The sequence below is a fragment of the Bacillus sp. AFS055030 genome (assembly GCF_002574545.1).
Taxonomy (GTDB): domain Bacteria; phylum Bacillota; class Bacilli; order Bacillales; family Bacillaceae_G; genus Gottfriedia.
On sequence record NZ_NUGT01000089.1, the window covers coordinates 1 to 20,634 of the forward strand.

The window sequence follows — 20,634 nt, forward strand, 5'->3', positions numbered from 1 at the left end:
AAACAAGCGAAAAATGGAAAGGTACTTCCTCATAAGAGGTTCATGAGGAAGGAAATCAGTGAAAAATGGAAATGTACTTCCTCATAAGAGGTTCATGAGGAAGGAAATCAGTGAAAAATGGAAAGGTACTTCCTCATAGGAGGTTCATGAGGAAGAAAACAAGGGAAAAATGGAAAGGTACTTCCTCATAAGCGGTTTATGAGGAAGGAAACTGTGAGTAAAATGAGCTGAATAACTGTCCGTGGATTGAATGTAAAATTTTTGACTCTTATAAAATATTTCATAAATAAATTAAAAGAAACTCATACTATTTTTTAATAAAGATAGTAGGAGGAGTCTAGTGAAAAAGTTTCTATATTATTTTTTATTAATCATCATGACTAGCAGTATTAATTTGTGCTCTATTAAATTTGTTAATGCGGAATCGAAAGCCGAGATCAATGAAAACGCATTAACGAGACATATTAAAATTACTGAACAAAAACTAAATGATGCCCCGATTAAGTTTCCTCAAATAAGTGGAGCATCTAATTCAAAAGCACAACAAAAGATCAATGGGATCTTAAAACAAGGTGCTGATTTAGCCAATAGTAATCGTTTGAAGCTATTAGAAGACGAGAAAGAAGCAAAGTCAAAATGGGATGCTAGCCAAGGGCCGTGGAGACCATATGAATATGTTTTTACTTATAAAGTACTATATAATAATCTTGATAAATTAAGTGTTATTTATAATGAATATTCATATACAGGTGGAGCACATGGAATGACAATTGGTACTACATATAATTTTGACGTAAAAACAGGTGAAGTAGTTCCGTTGTCTAAGTTAATAAACGAAAATACAAAATCCGTACAAGAATATGCTTATCAGCAATTACAAAAGAAATATAAAGGATATGTATTAATAAAATCTCCTAACGAGATTGACTTAAGTGACAAAAATCGATTATGGGCATTTGACCATGCGGGCATAAAATTAATTTTTAAAGAATATGAAGTAGCTGCATACGCTGCAGGCATGCCAGAAGTCTTTATACCTGTGCAGGTTTATCAATAAAGTATATTTATTAACAAAGAAAAAGGACCTTCATGTAAAAAAAAGGTTCTTTTCTTTGTTTATTTGATAAACTTGATTAATGAAAATAAACATTTTCGTAAATAATGGTAGAGTCTGCATGAAAACATTCATTTGTTTTAACAATATAAGAATAAGTTGAACAACTATATTAATATTGAATAATCTAAAATAAAGTATGTACGATTAAGAAGGTGTGTTAAAGGTCGTAAAAAAACAAAAAACAAAGAAGTTTACTAAAACAACTTAATCTTCAATCTGTTCTTTTAGTAATAAAGCATAAAGATCTTCAACTCGTTCGGACATAAATTTTTGGGAGTCTTCAACTCCCTTATTGTAAAACATTGGTCCAAGTTTTTGTGATATAAAGTCTAATAGCAACATTGAACTTAATTCACTTAACTCTTCGTCTCTTTCTTGTATGAAATACGTTTGTAGTTGATGAATCGCAAATTTTTGTTGATCTGGCGAAAGCTTAGTAGTTTTAGACATTTAATTCTCCTCTTTTTTAGTTGTAATATTAGATTTTTTATTTCCTATATATATAGTATCTCTATTCATTCATTTTTTGAGAAAAATATTTACACGTAATAAAACTTTTTTGGTAAAATAGTGCACGGCTTGAAAATACTTTTTAATTGCTTTAAGATTAGAATGAGAATAAAATGAGAATGAACTTAAAATAGCCATTTTCTATTTTATAGAATTTTTATGTAATATTATGGAGGGTGTAAAATGGGAGCTTCTACATTAAAAATAAAAGACCTTCAAGTAGCAATTGAAGGAAAGCAAATTTTAAAAGGTGTAAACCTTGAAGTAAAAGGTGGAGAAATTCACGCAATCATGGGACCAAATGGTACAGGTAAATCAACTTTATCTTCTGCGATTATGGGTCATCCTAAATATGAAGTAATCGGTGGTAGCATCGAGCTTGATGGCAACGATGTTTTAGAAATGGAAGTTGATGAGCGCGCTCAAGCTGGTCTTTTCCTTGCTATGCAATACCCAAGTGAAATTAGCGGAGTAACAAACGCAGATTTCTTACGTTCAGCAATGAATGCACGTCGTGAAGAAGGCGATGAAATTTCATTAATGAAATTTATCCGTACATTAGATAAAAACATGGAATTCTTAGAAATGGATCCAGAAATGGCTCAACGTTACTTAAATGAAGGCTTCTCAGGTGGAGAGAAAAAACGTAATGAGATTCTTCAAATGATGATGATCCAACCTAAAATTGCTATTCTTGACGAAATTGACTCAGGTTTAGATATCGATGCATTAAAAGTGGTTTCTAAAGGTGTTAACGAAATGCGTGGAGAAGAGTTTGGTTGCTTAATCATCACTCACTACCAACGCTTATTAAACTACATTACTCCTGACTTCGTTCACGTTATGATGCAAGGTCGTATTGTAAAATCAGGTGGTCCTGAATTAGCAGCTCGTTTAGAAGCTGAAGGATATGACTGGATTAAACAAGAGTTAGGTATCGAAGACGAGACTGTTGGGCAAGAAGCTTAATCGGATAGGAGGGATTCTCATGACAACTGGTACTACAATTCCATTTAGTCAAGAAACAGTTAAGCAGCTTTCTGCATTACTAAATGAACCTGCATATTTCACAGAGTTTCGTTTGAATGCACTAGCAAAAGCTGAATCACTTTCTCTTCCAAAGCCAGATAAAACAAATATCTCTAAATGGGATTTCTTTGGAAAAGAATTTAATGTTACAACTGGAAATGTTCCTACAAAAGATCAATTACCAGAGTCAGTAACATCTTTAATGAATGAAGACACTGATCAATCAGTTTATGTACAATATAATGGTTCTGCTGTATATCACTCTCTTTCTTCTGAAGCAAAAGAAAAAGGTGTAATATTCGTAGATTTACACACAGCGATTAAAGATCACGAAGATCTTGTGAAAAAATATTTTATGACAGAGGCTGTAAAAGTCGATGAAAATAAATTAATCGCTTTACATGCAGCATTAGTAAATGGTGGAGCTTTCTTATACATCCCTAAAAATGTTGTATTAGAAAAACCAATCCAATCTATTTTTGTTGTAGATGGAGAAAACGTTCCTGCATATAACCACGTTCTTGTTGTTGCAGATGCATTCAGTGAAGTTACTTATGTTGAAAACTATGTTTCTACATCTGCTGATTTAGAGGCAGCTGTTGTTAATGTCGTTACAGAAGTAATTACATTAGATAATGCAAAAGTACGATATGGTGCTGTTGATACTTTAGCTAAAGGTGTTACTGCTTATGTTGTTCGTCGTGGTCACGCTGGTCGCGATAGCAAAATCGAGTGGGCACTTGGCCTTATGAACGATGGAAACTCAGTTTTCGAAAATGTTACAAACTTAATTGGAGACGGTTCTTTCGGTGACATGAAAATGGTTACTGTTGGCCGTGGTGATCAAACTCAGAACTTTACTACAAACATTACGCACTTTGGTAAAGGATCTGAAGGTTGGATTTTAAAACATGGTGTATCAAAAGATTCTGCTACTTCAATCTTTAATGGTATTGGGAAAATTGAACACGGCGCATCTAAGTCTAATGCACAACAAACTTCACGTGTATTAATGCTTAGTGAAAAAGCTCGTGGAGATGCAAACCCAATTCTATTAATTGATGAAAACGATGTAATGGCAGGTCACGCTGCTTCTGTTGGTAAAGTGGATCCAACTCAACTTTACTACTTAATGAGTCGCGGTATTCCGAAGAAAGAAGCAGAGCGCTTAGTTATTCACGGATTCTTAGCACCTGTAGTTTCGGAATTACCAATTGAAGAAGTTAAAAAAATGCTTGTAGACGTAATTGAGAGGAAGGTTAAGTAATGGATGTTAAAGCAATCCGTGAAGCCTTTCCGATATTAAATCAAGAAGTAAATGGACATCCTTTAGTATATCTGGATAGTGCTGCAACTTCACAAAAACCTGTTCAAGTAATAGAAGCTGTTGCGAACTACTATAAAGAAATTAATTCTAATGTTCATAGAGGTGTACACACTCTAGGAACAAGAGCTACTGATGCATACGAGGGAGCTCGTGATAAAGTTCGAAAATTTATAAATGCATCATCAATTGAAGAGATTATTTTTACTAGAGGTACAACTACTGCAATTAATACAGTTGCTGCTAGCTACGGAAGAACGAACTTAAAAGCTGGAGATGAAATTGTGATTTCTTATATGGAACATCACAGTAACATTATTCCTTGGCAACAAGTTGCTAAATCTACTGGAGCAACATTAAAATATTTACCATTAGAAGAAGATGGCTCAATCAGCGTTGAGCAAGCAAGAGCTACAATTAACTCAAATACAAAAATAGTTGCGATTATGTACGTTTCAAATGTACTTGGTTCAATTAACCCTGTAAAAGAGATTGCTGCAATTGCTCATCAAAATGGTGCAATCATGCTTGTTGATGGCGCACAAAGTACTCCTCATATGAAGGTCGACGTTCAAGACTTAGATTGTGATTTTTACGCATTTTCTGGTCATAAAATGTGTGCTCCTACAGGTATTGGTGTACTTTATGGTAAAAAACATCTACTTGAAAACATGGAACCAATTGAATTTGGTGGGGAAATGATTGATTTCGTTGACTTACAAGATTCTACTTGGAAAGAACTTCCATGGAAATTTGAAGGCGGTACGCCAATCATTGCTGGTGCAGTAGGTTTAGGCGCTGCTATTGATTTCTTAACAGAAATTGGTATGGATAATATCGAAAAGCATGAACATGAGATTGCGAATTATGCACTTGAACAGTTATCTACTGTAAAAGGAGTAACAATCTATGGTCCGAAGCATCGTGCAGGGTTAGTTACATTTAATGTGGAAGATGTGCATCCACATGATGTTGCAACTGTTTTAGATGTAGAAGGAATTGCTGTTCGAGCTGGCCATCATTGTGCACAGCCATTAATGAGATGGTTAAAGGTATCTGCTACTGCTCGTGCAAGTTTTTATCTGTATAATACAAAAGAAGATGTAGATGCTTTTGTAAGAGGATTACTTAAAACGAAGGAGTATTTCAGCGATGTCTATTAATCGAAACATTGATCTAGATGCATTATATCGTCGCGTGATAATGGACCATTATAAAAACCCTCGTAACAAAGGGGTAGGGGCCATATCAGAAAACGATGTAACAATAAACATGAATAACCCTACTTGTGGTGATCGCATTGAACTTCGTTTAAAGGTTGATGATGGAATTGTATCAGATGCTCGTTTTGACGGTGAAGGATGTTCAATTTCAATGGCGTCAGCTTCAATGATGACACACGCAATTAAAGGTAAAAAAATAGAGGAAGCCCTACAGCTTGCTCAAATATTTTCAGATATGATGCTTGGAAAAGAATACGATGAATCAATCGATTTAGATGATATTGAAGCACTTCAAGGTGTTTCAAAGTTTCCAGCACGAATTAAATGTGCAACACTTGCATGGAAAGCGATGGAGAAGGGCTTAAAATCAGAGGAATAATCCTCTGAGCTTTAATCCTCCTCTTCTATAAGAAGGGAGTATGAATAATGTCTACTAATTTGCCGGATATTAGTGATTATAAATATGGTTTTCATGACCGTGACGTATCAATCTTCCGTTCAGAGCGTGGTTTAACAAAGGATATCGTTGAAGAAATTTCACGTATGAAAAATGAACCACAATGGATGTTAGATTTCCGTTTAAAATCTTTACAACATTTCTATGATATGCCAATGCCTCAATGGGGTGGAGACTTAGCAGATTTACGCTTTGATGAAATTACTTACTATGTAAAACCATCAGAGAAAACAGAAAAGTCTTGGGATGAAGTACCTGAAGAAATCAAAAATACTTTTGATAAATTAGGTATTCCTGAAGCTGAACAAAAGTATTTAGCTGGTGTATCTGCGCAGTATGAGTCTGAGGTAGTTTACCACAGCATGAAACAAGACTTAACTGATCTTGGTATCTTATTTACTGATACAGACACAGCATTACGTGAGCATGAAGAAATTTTCAAAGAGCACTTTGGAAAAGTAATTCCTCCTACAGATAACAAATTTGCTGCATTAAACTCAGCTGTTTGGTCTGGTGGATCATTCATCTACGTACCAAAAGGTGTTAAAGTTGATACGCCATTACAAGCATATTTCCGAATTAACTCAGAAAATATGGGTCAATTTGAGCGTACATTAATTATCGCTGACGAAGGTGCACACGTACATTACGTTGAAGGATGTACTGCTCCTGTTTATACAACAAACTCACTTCACTCTGCAGTAGTAGAAATCATCATTAAGAAGGATGCATACTGCCGCTATACAACAATTCAAAACTGGGCGAATAACGTATTCAACCTAGTTACGAAACGTGCTGTATGTGAAGCGAACGCAACAATGGAATGGATCGATGGAAACATTGGTTCAAAATTAACAATGAAATACCCAGCAGTTATCCTTAAAGGTGAAGGTGCTCGTGGCCTAACACTTTCTATTGCAATTGCAGGTAAAGGACAACACCAAGATGCTGGTGCTAAAATGATTCACTTAGCTCCAAATACTTCATCTACAATTGTTTCGAAATCTATTTCAAAACATGGTGGTAAAGTAACGTACCGTGGTATCGTACACTTCGGTCGTAAAGCAGCTGGATCACGTTCAAATATCGAGTGTGATACGTTAATTATGGATAATGCATCAACTTCTGATACAATTCCATACAACGAAATCTTAAACGACAATATTTCTCTTGAGCATGAAGCGAAAGTTTCAAAAGTATCTGAAGAGCAATTATTCTACTTAATGAGCCGTGGTATTTCTGAGCAAGAAGCTACAGAAATGATCGTAATGGGCTTCATTGAGCCATTTACAAAAGAATTACCGATGGAATATGCAGTTGAAATGAACCGTCTGATTAAATTCGAAATGGAAGGTTCTATTGGATAACAAATGATTAACCCTTGTATATCAAGGGTTTTTCTTATGTTTGCATGTACAAAGTTTAATTTCGTGCAAAGTTCGTGCAAAGTTGAAATTATTTTAACGTTAATTGAAGTTATTTTTAACATGATTATTTGTGACGTAAGCAGTGAACTTTGCAAGTTCATCTGTTTGAATTTTTCCTGTAATATGCCCATATGTTCTACTTAATTCTTTTGTGTCTTTATGACCTAATCTTTTTGCTATATATATTTCACTTACACCTGATTCAAGGAGTAAAGTGGCATGAGTGTGCCTGAAAGCATGTAAGCCCCTATATTCAACCCCTGAAGCCTTATGATAGTTCTGAATCGTTTCACGAATGATTGAAGGTGTGAGATAATGCCCATTATAATTTTGAAAGATGATTCCATCATTATTTTTCTTGAATCTTGGATTTCCAAGAATCAGTTCATTTTGTTTTGCCTTGAATTTTTTCAGTTCACGAATAACTTCTTCATCGATGCTGATTACACGATAAGATGAATCATTTTTCAATGTTGTAAGCTGCACTTTGTTATTATCATCACGGCTTGTTTGCTTGTTGATATCAATCGTATTTCCTTGAACATCTTCCCATCCTAATGCAAGGGCTTCTGATATTCTTAAACCCGTTTTGTATAGTAACATAATCAACATGTAATACAAACGGTATTCAGGGAACCTTTGATGCTTGTAGGTTCTTAAATAATCCAAAAGTTGATTCATTTCATTAAGGCTGAAATATTTCACTTTTTCATCTTCTTTTTTCAAAGCAACATTGTCTTGAACTTCTATCTTCAATCTATCTGCTGGATTCTTTTCAAGCACCTGAAGTTCTTGAACGGCATAAAACAAAATACTTTTTATCACCGATAGATATTTTCGCCTTGACCCTATTGAATATTTAGGCTTTCCATTCTTATCAAGTTCTCCAAAGGCTGCAAGCCAATCTTTCACTTCTATCCTTGTGATTTTTGCAATTTTTTTATGACCAAAGGCAGGCATCACATGATTTTTTATAATTACTTCAAGCTGTCTGAATGTTGAAGGCTTTGTTGATTGCTTTTTCCATTTCAGCCATTGTTCCACAACATATTCAAATGGCATGTTTCTATCCGCTATAGTTTGGCTATAGTATTTTCTTTCTTCGGTTTTTGCAGCAGCAATTTCAGCTTCTTTTTTTGTTTTGAAACTTCCGATACCTTTTAATTTTCCATCTATATAAATTTGCACCTGATAATTTCCGCTTGGTAATTTTCTTATGTTTGCCATGCTGTCTTTTCCCCTTCTTAACCTTTTAAAATGATTTCGATAACGCTTTTTATTTTTGCTTTTTCTTCTTTGGTCAAAAGCCTGTCCTGAAAAAATATTGGATGATTGGAATCTAATAAAAAATCAAGGTGGAACGGTTCCTGTTCTTGCTCTGCTAGTGACCATTCTATATCTTCCTGTCTGTTTTTTTCGTTTTTTATTTTAATAAAATCAGATGCATCAATATATCCTGCTGCTGCCATTAAATTTTCATATGGTTCATCTAAACCTTTTGCCAATCTTTCTATAATTTCTGGAGAAGGTCTATCTCGTTTGCCGCTTTCAAGATGTGAAATGTACATAGCAGAAACACCTGATAATTCCCCAAGTTTATTCATTGAAAGGTTTTTTTCTTCTCTTTTCTTTTTGAGATAATCTGCAAATTTTTTCATTAATAATCACTCTCCCTTTTAATTACAATTATAAACAATAATTTATAATGTGTAAACTATAGTTTGTATAAAATGTAGTTTATGGTGATATAATATTTTTTATAAACTATAGTTTATGGCAAAAAAGAGTAAAATGTTTTAAAAAATACACCAAGGAGGAATAAGCAAATGCTTAACATTTCTTTAGACGAAAATGAATTAAAGAAATTATATTTAGAAGAAGTCCGTAAACGTGTGGATGAAATTGAGGAACAGAAGTTGTTTATAGATGTTAATGAACTTTGCAAAATGCTTTCACTAAGCAGACCAACAGTAGAAAAATTATTTATTTCCAATCCGAATTTTCCTTCTTTGCGAGTGGGTAAGAAGTGGTTATTTCCTCGTAAAGAGGTAGAGGAATATATCAAACGTTGGTCAAGTGATGTTCGAAAGAATGGTGGCATTGTAGATTGCAATTAAGAAAAGAATAACTTCAGCATGGAATAGGCTTTGACAAAAAGCAAGAAGACCCATAGCGGATAGCTATGAGCCTTCTTTGTAGTTGCATGCCAATGTGATTAATCAACCTTCCCTTTTGTCATAGCCTATTTATAACCTTTTGCCAAGGTTGAAATTATAATCAAAAAAGAAGTTCATTAATCATTATGCCACCATAGAACAAGTTTAAGCATAATAATGTCACTCTTTTATTGTTGTAATTTCATCTCCTTGGAGGGAAGAAATATCAATGATTAAGGAGTTTTTTAATGAAAACGAAAATAGCAACCGAAGCAGCAAAGACAAAAAAAGAGACCGATGAAATTATAGTAGCAACAATTTCAAGTGACGATTTGGATATAGATTTAGAAAAGATTGTGGATGTCATGACTGATTATTTTGATATTCAAAAACTTGATTTGGATGAAGATTATGCTCGAATGTATTTTAGGAAACCTGAGAATTATGTTCACGAACCAGAAGGTCTGTGTGTTTTGGGTTTCAAAATGAATTGGGAATTATGTTCAGCTAAAGAGGTCGATCTTAATCTGGACGATCTGGAACAAGAATTGCCCGATTTTTTAACCTCCTTTATTGATGCAAAAAATTTTTTCGAAGGTTTGAGCGATTCAGCAATAAATACGAGTCTTATTCATGGAAATCCGAAAAGGATTTTTAATTTATTTAACAGAAGAAAAAATTTGCTGTTTGATTATAAACGTATAATCAAACATTTGGAATACCATGAAGAGATTTTGCAATTTATTGATGAAATATTAAAAGAACGACAATATGAAATTAATGAACAATTAGATGATAACCTCAAAATTGAAAAAAACAATGAACAAGAGGTTGCCGAAAAATTAATTCATAAATTAAAGACTGTAAAATTTAATGATTCGCTTTACACATACCATCATAAATGCTTTCGTACGGGTGATTTTCTTGCCCAAAATGTCATTAGGGAATTAAAAGGTTTTGGGGTTAGTTCAAGATATTTGAATGAGGTCGTAAAGCAAATCAAGATTCATTCCCCATCAATAGAAAAACCTCAAGACGGTTGGTCAATCAAATTTCAAAATGGTTGTTTGTATAATGGTGAATGGTACCCTATTGATTTTACAGGTTTTACACCTCATTATATCAATCTTCGGTATGATCCTCACGCTGAATCGGTTCCAGTGGTAGACAGGTTTCTAAATTTCTTCACTGGAGATGATGAGGATTATCGGAATTTTATCCTAGAAACCATTGCACTTTGTTTGATTACAGATCCGAATGTAAAACGGTTTGAGGATTTTCAGCGAATTACGTTTTTTCATGGAGACGGAAAAAACGGCAAAGGAGTGCTGCTGAATATAATCCGTGCGCTGTTAGGAGGGGAAAACGTGTCCTCTCTTTCACTTGAGAATATTATAGATGAAAAGTATTTATTTAGTTTGAGAAATAAACTAGCTAATTGTGGGGATGATCTTGAAAACAAACCGATTAATGCTAGGACAACGAAGGCGCTTAAAAATTTAGCATCCAATGATCCGATACAAATAAGAAAAATGTATGAAAACTCAACAGAAGAAGTTCTAACGGCAACTCACATATATAGTACAAATCATATTTTGACATCAAGTGAAAAAGGGAATGCTTGGAAAAGAAGGTTAATATGGTGTCCTGCTTTTGAAAAACCAATTGTCAAAGATCCCGATCTTCAAAAAAAATTAACGCAGCAGGATGCTCTAGAATATATGTTACGGCTTGTCATGGAAGCATATTTCCGATTATATGAAAAAAGGGCATTTACAAAATGCCAAAAGGTTCAAGATTGTACGGACAATTACCATGAAGAAAATAATACTGCCTTAAGTTGGATTCGGGCAAAAGGTAAAGATTTTTTTATTAATAAACGTTCCCCTCAAGTCTACAACGATAATAAGGGCGATGATTTTGCGACATGGCATAAAGAAAATTACGGTGGAAGACCTCCAATTAATTGCATACAATTGAAAGAAAGTATCATGGAAGTTCATAATTTGGTTGTCAAACCTACAACGGTTAAAGGAAAACCAGAACGAGTGTTTAAAGAAAACTAGTTATTTTACGAAATGGGTTCCCAAAAGCAAAAGGGTACCCATTTTATTTTTTACAAAAAAGCCTACACCTTCATTTTTTAATAAAAAAATGCAAAATTTCGCAAGAAAAAACTACAATCTAGTACAAAATTGTAGTTAATGTATTTTTTTTGTAGTGGGCATTAGCCCAGTAATATCAAGGGAGTGAAGTGGAAAAATACAAAAATACATTTTTTAAAAAAAATAATATTTTATACAAATATTAAATTGAAAAATTAAATATAACTTAATTTTGGTACCCATTCTCTATCTTATATTTTTTTAAGGTACATGAAGAATTAATAAAAATAAATTAATTAACAAAATGTATTTTTGTATTTTGTAATCCAAAGCCCTTGCGGCTGTAAGGCTGAACCCAACTACAACAAAACTACAATCCAATTCAAAAACTACAATCTTGTTGGTAAGAATGAGAATTTGTTTGTTGAATAGGTGAAAGGAAACGTGAAGGGTGGAAAAACAACACCCTTAAACCGTCGATTACATCTATAAATCTTTGCTAGAGGTCTTTTTAATGGTATACAAAAGTCTTTAGTATGCGTAAAAATCGACTAAAATACACATAATAAAATAAATCAAAATGACAAGAAGTGCGGTGAAAATAGTGAAAAAAGATGCCGAGATTCAAGCGCTGATTGATGAAGGACGGAAAGCATATTATCGCCAATATCGGCAGAAACCAGAAAACAAGGCTAAAGCTCGACAATACCAAGATAACTTTTTTCTCAAAATAGGTTTAGAACAATTAAATTCTAGAGGAGATAAAGCAAATCCATGAGCGAATATGTTTACAAGATTGTAGGCGCTCCTTCTAAAAAAATTACAGCATTGAGAACAAAATATAATTTTAAAGAAATGAAGAGGGCTAGGTGGAATCGTGAAAATAAATAATTTAAATGTGATAGAAAAAGTTCAGGGGTTTGTAAGACCGCCAGAAGAGAACCTTATTGGATTTTACTTAAGTCATCAAGATGCTCAAGCGTTAAATAGCCTAACCAGCCGTTGGAACTTACACGGGAATGTAGATCCTTATGCTGAAACCATACGGAAGGCGATCGATGAAAGGCATAGTCTTAAAGAAGTGACACTTTCAAAAACAGGGCGGCATAATAATCAGGGCACAGTCTGGCTTGAAAAGGATGTACGGAAAGCGTTGATAAATGAAGCTGCTGCATTAGGACTGGACGTAGCTGACTATCTTAGAGGCATTGTTTATTCTCTTAACCAAAAGTTAGTTCAAGAAGAAATAGCAGAACGAGAACGGCAAGGTAAAATTCGACATGATAAAAGAAAGATACCTGTGTCACTAACACTGGATAAAGATTTACGAGAAAAGTTGTATAAGCGTTTTGAGAGAGAACTGCAGGACGAAGAGTTGAAAGAAAAGGTGAAAAGACAACGGACACCAATGAACGGGACAACGGTGGAAGATAGAATGTTGCAAGAAGTGCTGAACAATCATTTGCTTGAGTACTTGAACAAATGATTAGTTAAAGATATCCCCCCTCAATTTTATTAGCATCTTGCCTTATGGGAAGACCGGCGCCAAGGGAGGCTTTTCTAAATACACAGTACATTTGAAAAAAAGTTGGAGGTGACAATATGTGCAAGATTGAGAACCAGACCAAAGCAAATATGCAGCGGCTGGGAATCTACAGACCAGAATTTGACCAGACCATTCAAATTTATTCGGGCTTAATCGAGCATTATAATGACCTCTTAAGAGAACTAAGAAAGTCGAAGTTTAAAGTGATTGAACCGACAACAAGGAACAATGACAGCATGAAAAAAAGTCCTCTGATTGGTGTCTTAGAAACCCTAAGAAAAGACATTTTGACTTATTCAAATTGCTTGGGGTTGACTCCTATGGGACTAAGAAAAATCAATGATGAAACTAAAAATGCAAACAAGAAATTAAGCAAATTGGAAGAGGCACTAAGTAATTTTAATTGAAGGAGGTGTACAAAATTCTATCCTATCAAGTTCATCGTTCAGTCGAATATCTGAACCAACGAGAATCAAAATTAAACCGATTTGAAAAAACAAAAGGCATACTTCAAAGGCGGCTGCAAAAGTTAAAAGTCCAGGTATAAAACCTGCCGTATTAATTTCAAGTGCTTTTTGAAATTTATTAGTTGTAAACTAATCCTCCAATCTTTTGGCAGCTATTTTAGATAGCTGCTCTTTTTTTGTTTTGCATAATAAAGCATGCACTGATTGATAAAATGTAAAGGTTTATTTAATGCAGATTATAGAAATATACTGTAGAATTATTTGTAAGAAATGCCATTTTCTATTTAAAAATTTTCTATAACTCATAAGGAGGTGGAATTATGCTCTTTCAGGAACAAAAAAAATCGGGTTTGGTTCGATTATCAGATTGTATAAAACACGGAGTGTATAACGCAGCCCAAGACACAAAAGAGCTGAACATAGTTTCCCTTTCCCAAAAATCACAAATTCAGTATTCAAAAGAAATAGCGGCTAAGATGGAGAAAGGAGAGATTGATCCTAGTGAGGCAGAAGAGCTAATAAAAACAAATGGAATGAGCTTAGATGATGCTATTAGAGGGGCAGCAATACAGTCAGCTTTACATAATCAGTGTTTAACTACTATTCTTACCACATGTTTTACCTTAGAATCATACATAAATTCATTTGCATACTATCTTGCAAAACATCACGGACGCAAAGGGAAACTTAATGGAAAACAGCTTCCTTATACTGATGAATTTACAAAATTGAGTACCGTAAAGAAATGGATTAAAGTTGTTAAAATCTCAACAGGCATAGAGTACCGAACTGATGCGGCTGACAATCCTTTTGGTGACCTAAAAATACTATTTAAATTTAGGAACGATCATGTTCATGACAAAGTAGTAGGTATGTCCAATGATAAGTCATTGACTAGTTATAATGGAAAACTGCCAGATCCTGTATTTGGTCTTTTGGATATAAACCATGTCTTGTTTGCAGTAGATACTTACTGGAATCTAATTAAGTGGGTCCATAGGCAAATTGGAGTTAGTCAAGAAGAATTTCATATGCACTATAATCTAAGCCCATGGATTAGTCCAGAGGTGGAGAAAGAAATAAGGGACATTGCAACAACTAATGATGGATTTATGGAAGATTGAAATAAGACTGGAGATAAAGGGAGCCTTTCCAAGAATTATACAATATAAATGAAGAATTGGTGTCAGAAAGGAACGGTCAAATGAAAAGAGAAGAGGTTTTAGCTGCCCTTAAAGCAGGAGAATTTGATGGTATAAGTCATACGTATCAACCATACAGTGATGGTTACAGTAAAAATAGTTATCAAAAAGAAATGAGTGTATCCTGTGGGACTATTGAGGTAACTAAAATTACTACAGGTAAATTCTTTGACGGAAAGGAAAATGAACCATTTGAAGATAGGAGAACTGAAGTGTTAAGTGATTATGAAGCGGTTGATTTTATAGAAAGTCGTCCGTATTACTTTAAACAAAGAAGACCAGATTTATTTTAGACAAAACTCGAAATGCACAAATAAAACAAAAAAGCTCGCCCGAAGGTGAACTGTCTTGCTGTGGGTGAATATGAAAAACAAAGACCGCTGAAAAGTTGGTCTTTTTAATTTATTCACATACAGAACGTCAGTTCGTATATAATGGTATCAAAGGAGATGATTCATTATGACTATTCGTGACCGTGGTAAAATGAAATGGCAATCGGCTTCTTTCATACCGCTAGCATTCGAAATGACCAGAGAAATGTTTAAGGACCAAGCTCGGACTGCTAAGCCAATATTAGACGAATATCAAGCGGAGGAGTTTGACCTACGTATTGCTTACGCAATGGAATACAGCCATGCTGTAAAGCTGACAATATGGAATAATGGATATACTCATGAAATGACTGGGCGTGTTCATTATATCGATCCGATAACGCATGAGTTGCGGATTGAGGAGAAGCCTGGCGAATATGAACGGGTGGCATTCGATAGAGTTGTTGGAGTCAAGGTTTTGAATTAAGCGACCTCATACATTTAGTCAGCCTTTTATGGGTTGGCATTTTTTTGTCTTATTATTTAAATGGCATCTATTAGGGATGGTAAGAATTCAAGCAACTAAAAATGGTCTGTTTCATCCATAAAAAAAGTAAAGAGCAACTGCTATTAAAATTTTTGAAGTATAGTGCTGAGGCTAGTATGATAAACTTGAGGTAGACATTAGCAGCATTGAGACTTAGTGTTTAGGTGTAGTTTTGGAGGGTTGAATATATATGGAAGAAACAACAGTTTATCAAGCGGTAAGCCATTCATTTGATAAGATAATCCATGATTTAGAAGGAAAGGATATGGTCCAACGTGATCGTGGGACACTTTTTGAATTGTTGGTTACAGCATATTTGAAACATGAGCCTATGTATGCACGTTTGTTTGATGAAGTATGGATGTTGGGGAGTGTTCCTGAAGAGTATGGAGTTCCTAAGAAAGATACTGGTGTGGACTTGGTTGCTCGGAATAGGGAAACTGGTGAGTTGGTTGCTATTCAATGTAAGTATTATTCGAAAGATACGACAATACAAAAGTCTCATATTGATTCTTTCCTAAACGAAGTAGGGAAGAGCTATTATGCAGAAGGGATTATTGTTACTTCAACGGATAAGTGGAGCAGTAATGCGAATGACGCTCTGTTGAATCGTGATAAGAATATTGCTCGTATTGGGTTGTCTCAGTTGCGTGATAGTGAAATTGATTGGTCAAAGTTTTCAGTTGAGAAACCGAAGATAGTTGAATTGAAAACTGCTAAACAACCACGACCTCATCAGATTCCAGCGATTGAGGCAGTAGTAAATGGATTTGGGTCTGTTGATCGTGGAAAGCTGATTATGGCTCCAGGTACAGGGAAAACCTATACTTCTATGGTAATTGCTGAGAAGATGGCAGAGAAGAAAGATGGAACCTTTAGGGTATTGTATCTTGTTCCTAGTATTCAGTTGCTTTCTCAATCATTGAGAGGTTGGACTGCGGATTCTAAATATCGTCAAGATATGGATACTTTTGCAGTTTGTTCGGATAGAAAAGTTACAAAGAAGGAAAAAGGTGAAAATGAGTTTGAGGATATTGCAGCAGCAGACTTGGGTTATCCAGCGACAACGGATTATCAAAAGCTATTGGAACGTCAGAAAGATATTGACTCAGCTAAAAGTCATAGCAAGTTCTTAGTAGTGTTTTCAACGTATCAGTCAATTGATGTAATCAGTGAGGCACAGAAGAATGGTTTCTATGAGTTTGATTTGGTTGTCTGTGATGAAGCGCACCGTACAACTGGTGCAACAGAAGCAGGAAAAGAAGCTAGCCCTTTTGTGAAAGTGCATAGCGATAACAATATTAAAGCTAAGAAACGTTTGTATCAAACAGCAACGCCTCGGATTTATGGAGAAGATGCCCAGCAGAAAGCAGATGAAATGTCTGTCATTATTGCGGATATGAACGATGAAAACATTTATGGTGAAGAGTTTTACCGTATTGGCTTTGGAGATGCAGTAAACAAAGGGATTTTAACGGACTATAAGGTAATGGTTCTAGCCGTTGATGAAGAAGTGATTGCTCGTCGTTTTCAAACTATGTTGGCGAATAAAAAAGATACAGAACTTGAATTTGATGATGTAACGAAAATTATCGGTTGTTGGAATGGTTTAATTAAACGTAAGAGCAATTCTAACGTGATTTCTGCCAATCCTATGAAACGTGCGATTGCTTTCGCTGGAACGATTCGTGAGTCGAAATTGATTAAAGAAATGTTCACCGAAGTTGTGGATATGTATATCAATGAGTCAGGAGACCAAACAGAGACAGTTCGAGTTGAAATTGATCATGCAGATGGTTCAATGAATGCGTTGCAAAAGAATGAAAAGATTTCTTGGTTGAAAGCGGAAGTTCCACCAAACACATGTCGTATCCTTTCTAATGCACGATTCCTTACAGAAGGTGTAGACGTGCCTGATCTGGACGCTGTTATGTTCTTAAAACCTCGTAAATCACGTATTGATATTGCACAAGCTGTTGGGCGTGTTATGCGTAAAGCAGAAGGAAAAGATTATGGATATGTCATTCTTCCTATTGGTATTCCAGCTGGTGTTGATGAAAATACGGTGTTAGGTAAAAATGAAAAGTATCAAGTAGTATGGGACGTTCTAAATGCGTTGCGTTCACTAGATGAACGTTTTGATGCAACAATCAATAAATTGGAATTGAACAAGAAGAAACCTGAACAGTTACAAGTTATTGGGGTAGGTTCTGCCCCAGACGAAAGTGAAGGCGGATTTACCATAGCAGAGCCAGTAATAGAACAGTTGTCGCTAAATCTTGATGAAGAAGATTTCTCGGACATTGAACGTGCGATTTACGGAAAGATCGTAAAGAAGGTCGGTAATGTACGATATTGGGAAGATTGGTCGAAAGACGTTGCGGAAATTGCTCAGCAACACATGATGCGCATTCAAGTAATGCTGGAAGATACGAATAGTGAGGCATACAACGCTTTCCAAAAATTCGTATCAGGACTACGGCATAACATCAATGGTGCCATTTCAGACCAACAAGCCATTGAAATGTTGGCTCAACACTTGATCACGAAACCAGTATTTGAAGCATTGTTTGATTCATATAGTTTTGCGAATGATAATCCTGTATCACGAGCTATGGACACTATGTTGAAAGTTATGGACGAACAGGGGCTTGTGAAGGAACAGAAACGCTTAGAAGACTTCTATGAGAGCGTGCGTGTGCGTGCTGAGGGAATTGATAACCTCAAAGCAAAACAGGACATTATCATTCAGCTTTACGATAAGTTCTTTAGGGTAGGGTTCAAGGAAACGACAGAGCGTTTGGGAATTGTGTTTACGCCAGTTGAAGTTGTGGATTTCATTATTCATTCCGTAAATGAAGTGCTGAAGAAGCACTTTGGTAAGTCGATTAGTGATGAAGGGGTTCATGTACTCGATCCTTTTATTGGTACAGGGACGTTTATCGTTCGATTGTTGCAGAGCGGATTGATTTCTAAGGAAGATTTGTTGCGTAAGTACACTCAAGAACTTCATGCCAATGAAATTGTGCTGTTGAGCTATTACATTGCTGCGATTAATATTGAAGAAACATTCCATTCAATTATGGAAGGTGATTATAAGTCGTTTGAAGGTATTGTTTTGACGGATACGTTTGAAAGTACGGAGAAAGAGGATTCGTTTGAGGATGATTTGTTTGGAGAAAATAATGAACGTCTTGAACGTCAACGAAAAGAGCCAATTTTTGCGATTATTGGAAATCCTCCGTATTCTAAAAATCAACGAAATGGGAATGAAAATAATCAAAATAATTCTTATCCTAGGTTAGAGGATAGTATTACAAATAGTTATGCCAAATACTCAAAAGCAACTGCTAAAAATAGCTTATTTGATTCTTATATTGAAGCATTCAGATGGTCGTCGGATAGAATTACGAATAAAGGTGTAATTGGTTTTATAACTAATGCATCATTTATAGATAGCCAGAGTACTGATGGTTTACGTAAATGTTGGTATGAAGAGTTTAATTATATTTATATATTTAATTTACGTGGAGATGCTCGAACTCAGGGAGAACAACGTAGAAAAGAATCGGGAAATGTTTTCGGTGGAGGAAGTCGAACTCCTGTTGCAATCACTTTATTGGTGAAAGATGGATACAATAACCATGAAATTTACTATCATGACATAGGAGATTACTTAACTCAACAACAAAAATTAGATATTTTAGAAACATCGAAATCAATCAATGGAATTGACTGGAATGTTATAGTTCCTGATTCAAATAATGACTGGATTAATCAAAGAGACGAAAACTATTTATCATACCCTGCAATAGCTGGAGAAAATGAGTCGTATTTTAATGTGTTTTCATTGGGTGTACAAACATCTCGTGATGCTTGGGTAATGGGCTACTCAAAAGAAAAGACTATTGCTAATGCAGAAAGAATGGTCGCAAATTTTAACTCTGAAATTGATAGACTCAAAAACATAAAAGATTCGAACGAAAAGTTATCTAAAATCAATAATTCTGATTCTTTTATAAAATGGTCTGATGGATTGAAGAAGCGACTAGTTAGTAATGAAAGAATCGAATTAAGTAGAACAAATGTTACCAAGTCATTATATCGTCCATTTACGAAGAAATATTTTTACTATGATAAACCAATTATTCATCGACCTGCAAAATATAAAGAGGTATTTGGAGATAACAATAAAATAATCTTTATTACTGGAATAGGTATTTCTAAAGATTTTTCTGCTTTAATGTTAGATAATATTCCTAATTATCATACGATGGATACTGGAAAAGGATTTTTCTTGAATGATTCCAGTAAATTGGGATCACTATTTACAGACAATAGTAATATCACGGATTATATTAAGGACAAACTAAGTTTATCTGATGAAGAGGTATTTAATTATGTTTATGGTGTATTCCATTCACCTCATTATCGTGAAAAATATGCCAACGACCTAAACAAAGCATTGCCACGTATCCCAATTTTGAAGAACAGAGAAAAGTTTGTTGAAGTTGGTCGAAAACTTGCAGATTTACATTTGAATTACGAGAGTGTTCCTGCGTACGAACTAGTAAACATCGAGTACAAATCTCAAACGCCATCGTATCGTGTACAAAAGATGAAACATCCAAAACGTGGTCAATTTGATACTATCGTATTTAACAGCAACATCACGATTAGCAATATTCCTGAAAAAGCTTATGAATATGCGGTAAATGGTCGCCCTGCAATTGAATGGATTATTGATCAATATCAAGTTAAAACAGATCAGAAGTCAGGAATTACAGATGACCCAAATGATTATTCTGATGATGAAAAGTATATCTTCAATTTATTGTTATCTGTGATTAATGTATCTGTTCAAACGGTTGATTTGGTAAACAGCTTGCCACCGTTTGAAATTGTAGATGTAGAGTTGAAATAAAGTCACAATGTTTATAAAAAGCTGTACCTTGTTATTCTAAATTTTAGCCCCTTTATAGGGGTTTTTATTTTGCCATAAAACGTCCATATTATTGGATAGGAAGTAATGTTTCAAGGGCGAATAATAAGGTGATTATTATTTTATCCGCCAGTTAGTGAAAGGGTTTTATGCATTTCCTAAATAATCATCTGTCCTTAACAGTAGAATGTCTTTTACTGCCGACCAAAAAAACAGATTCTAATTGAATATCAATGGTATAATGGTTTTAATTTTAAGGGTTTTAGCATGT

18 protein-coding genes are annotated in these 20,634 nt (G+C 34.8%); 15 read left to right on the forward strand and 3 right to left on the reverse strand.

What is annotated here, in order from left to right; all coding sequences use genetic code 11:
• Positions 1-340 precede the first annotated feature (340 nt).
• The gene (locus tag CN925_RS20595; RefSeq protein ID WP_098848666.1) at positions 341-1,057 is read left to right on the forward strand and encodes a DUF3298 and DUF4163 domain-containing protein; all 717 of its coding nucleotides are present in this window, start codon (positions 341-343) and stop codon (positions 1,055-1,057) included.
• A gap of 264 nt (positions 1,058-1,321) precedes the next feature.
• Here CN925_RS20595 and CN925_RS20600 read toward each other — a convergent pair whose 3' ends face one another.
• Positions 1,322-1,567 carry a DUF2164 family protein gene (locus tag CN925_RS20600; RefSeq protein WP_098848667.1) on the reverse strand — a complete coding sequence of 82 codons (246 nt, stop codon included), beginning with the start codon at positions 1,565-1,567 and terminating at the stop codon, positions 1,322-1,324.
• 243 nt (positions 1,568-1,810) lie between these two features.
• On the opposite strand from CN925_RS20600, the gene sufC reads away from it, so the two are divergent.
• The 5 genes from sufC to sufB are packed head-to-tail and all read left to right on the forward strand — an operon-like array spanning position 1,811 to position 7,027.
• A complete protein-coding gene (sufC, locus tag CN925_RS20605) occupies positions 1,811-2,596 on the forward strand; it encodes a Fe-S cluster assembly ATPase SufC (RefSeq protein ID WP_056468759.1) in 786 nt (261 codons plus the stop codon).
• Positions 2,597-2,615: 19 nt separating this feature from the next.
• Entirely contained in the window at positions 2,616-3,923 is a 1,308-nt protein-coding gene (sufD, locus tag CN925_RS20610) for a Fe-S cluster assembly protein SufD (protein WP_098848668.1), read from the forward strand.
• Positions 3,923-5,143: a cysteine desulfurase gene (locus CN925_RS20615; protein ID WP_098848669.1), complete on the forward strand. Its 1,221-nt coding sequence runs from the start codon at positions 3,923-3,925 to the stop codon at positions 5,141-5,143. The genes sufD and CN925_RS20615 overlap by 1 nt, the downstream gene beginning before the upstream one ends.
• The gene (gene sufU / locus CN925_RS20620; RefSeq protein WP_025671513.1) at positions 5,133-5,582 is read left to right on the forward strand and encodes a Fe-S cluster assembly sulfur transfer protein SufU; all 450 of its coding nucleotides are present in this window, start codon (positions 5,133-5,135) and stop codon (positions 5,580-5,582) included. Before CN925_RS20615 ends, sufU begins: the two co-directional genes overlap by 11 nt.
• 47 nt (positions 5,583-5,629) lie before the next feature.
• Entirely contained in the window at positions 5,630-7,027 is a 1,398-nt protein-coding gene (sufB, locus tag CN925_RS20625) for a Fe-S cluster assembly protein SufB (RefSeq protein ID WP_025671514.1), read from the forward strand.
• Between the two features lie 99 nt (positions 7,028-7,126).
• Here sufB and CN925_RS20630 read toward each other — a convergent pair whose 3' ends face one another.
• The gene (locus tag CN925_RS20630; RefSeq protein ID WP_098848670.1) at positions 7,127-8,314 is read right to left on the reverse strand and encodes a tyrosine-type recombinase/integrase; all 1,188 of its coding nucleotides are present in this window, start codon (positions 8,312-8,314) and stop codon (positions 7,127-7,129) included.
• Positions 8,315-8,331: 17 nt separating this feature from the next.
• The gene (locus tag CN925_RS21670; protein WP_286138567.1) at positions 8,332-8,745 is read right to left on the reverse strand and encodes a helix-turn-helix domain-containing protein; all 414 of its coding nucleotides are present in this window, start codon (positions 8,743-8,745) and stop codon (positions 8,332-8,334) included.
• Positions 8,746-8,913: 168 nt separating this feature from the next.
• Between CN925_RS21670 and CN925_RS20640 the strand changes: the two genes are divergently transcribed.
• The 9 genes from CN925_RS20640 (at position 8,914) to CN925_RS20675 (ending at position 20,345) form a co-directional block, all read left to right on the forward strand.
• Positions 8,914-9,204 carry a helix-turn-helix domain-containing protein gene (locus tag CN925_RS20640; RefSeq protein WP_098848671.1) on the forward strand — a complete coding sequence of 97 codons (291 nt, stop codon included), beginning with the start codon at positions 8,914-8,916 and terminating at the stop codon, positions 9,202-9,204.
• A 287-nt stretch (positions 9,205-9,491) separates the two neighbouring features.
• A complete protein-coding gene (locus tag CN925_RS20645; protein ID WP_098848672.1) occupies positions 9,492-11,309 on the forward strand; it encodes a DNA primase family protein in 1,818 nt (605 codons plus the stop codon).
• 643 nt (positions 11,310-11,952) lie between these two features.
• On the forward strand, positions 11,953-12,126 hold the full coding sequence (locus CN925_RS21445) for a hypothetical protein (RefSeq protein ID WP_180233032.1): 174 nt from the start codon (positions 11,953-11,955) through the stop codon (positions 12,124-12,126).
• Between the two features lie 99 nt (positions 12,127-12,225).
• Entirely contained in the window at positions 12,226-12,834 is a 609-nt protein-coding gene (locus tag CN925_RS20650; RefSeq protein WP_098848673.1) for a hypothetical protein, read from the forward strand.
• Positions 12,835-12,950: 116 nt separating this feature from the next.
• Complete coding sequence (locus CN925_RS20655; protein ID WP_098848674.1) at positions 12,951-13,301, forward strand: P27 family phage terminase small subunit; 351 nt, start codon at positions 12,951-12,953, stop codon at positions 13,299-13,301.
• A 380-nt stretch (positions 13,302-13,681) separates the two neighbouring features.
• Positions 13,682-14,485 carry a hypothetical protein gene (locus tag CN925_RS20660; protein ID WP_098848675.1) on the forward strand — a complete coding sequence of 268 codons (804 nt, stop codon included), beginning with the start codon at positions 13,682-13,684 and terminating at the stop codon, positions 14,483-14,485.
• A gap of 80 nt (positions 14,486-14,565) precedes the next feature.
• Entirely contained in the window at positions 14,566-14,856 is a 291-nt protein-coding gene (locus CN925_RS20665) for a hypothetical protein (RefSeq protein WP_098848676.1), read from the forward strand.
• 166 nt (positions 14,857-15,022) lie between these two features.
• Positions 15,023-15,361 carry a YolD-like family protein gene (locus CN925_RS20670; RefSeq protein ID WP_098848677.1) on the forward strand — a complete coding sequence of 113 codons (339 nt, stop codon included), beginning with the start codon at positions 15,023-15,025 and terminating at the stop codon, positions 15,359-15,361.
• A 250-nt stretch (positions 15,362-15,611) separates the two neighbouring features.
• Complete coding sequence (locus CN925_RS20675; RefSeq protein WP_098848678.1) at positions 15,612-20,345, forward strand: DEAD/DEAH box helicase; 4,734 nt, start codon at positions 15,612-15,614, stop codon at positions 20,343-20,345.
• Positions 20,346-20,634: the final 289 nt, after the last annotated feature.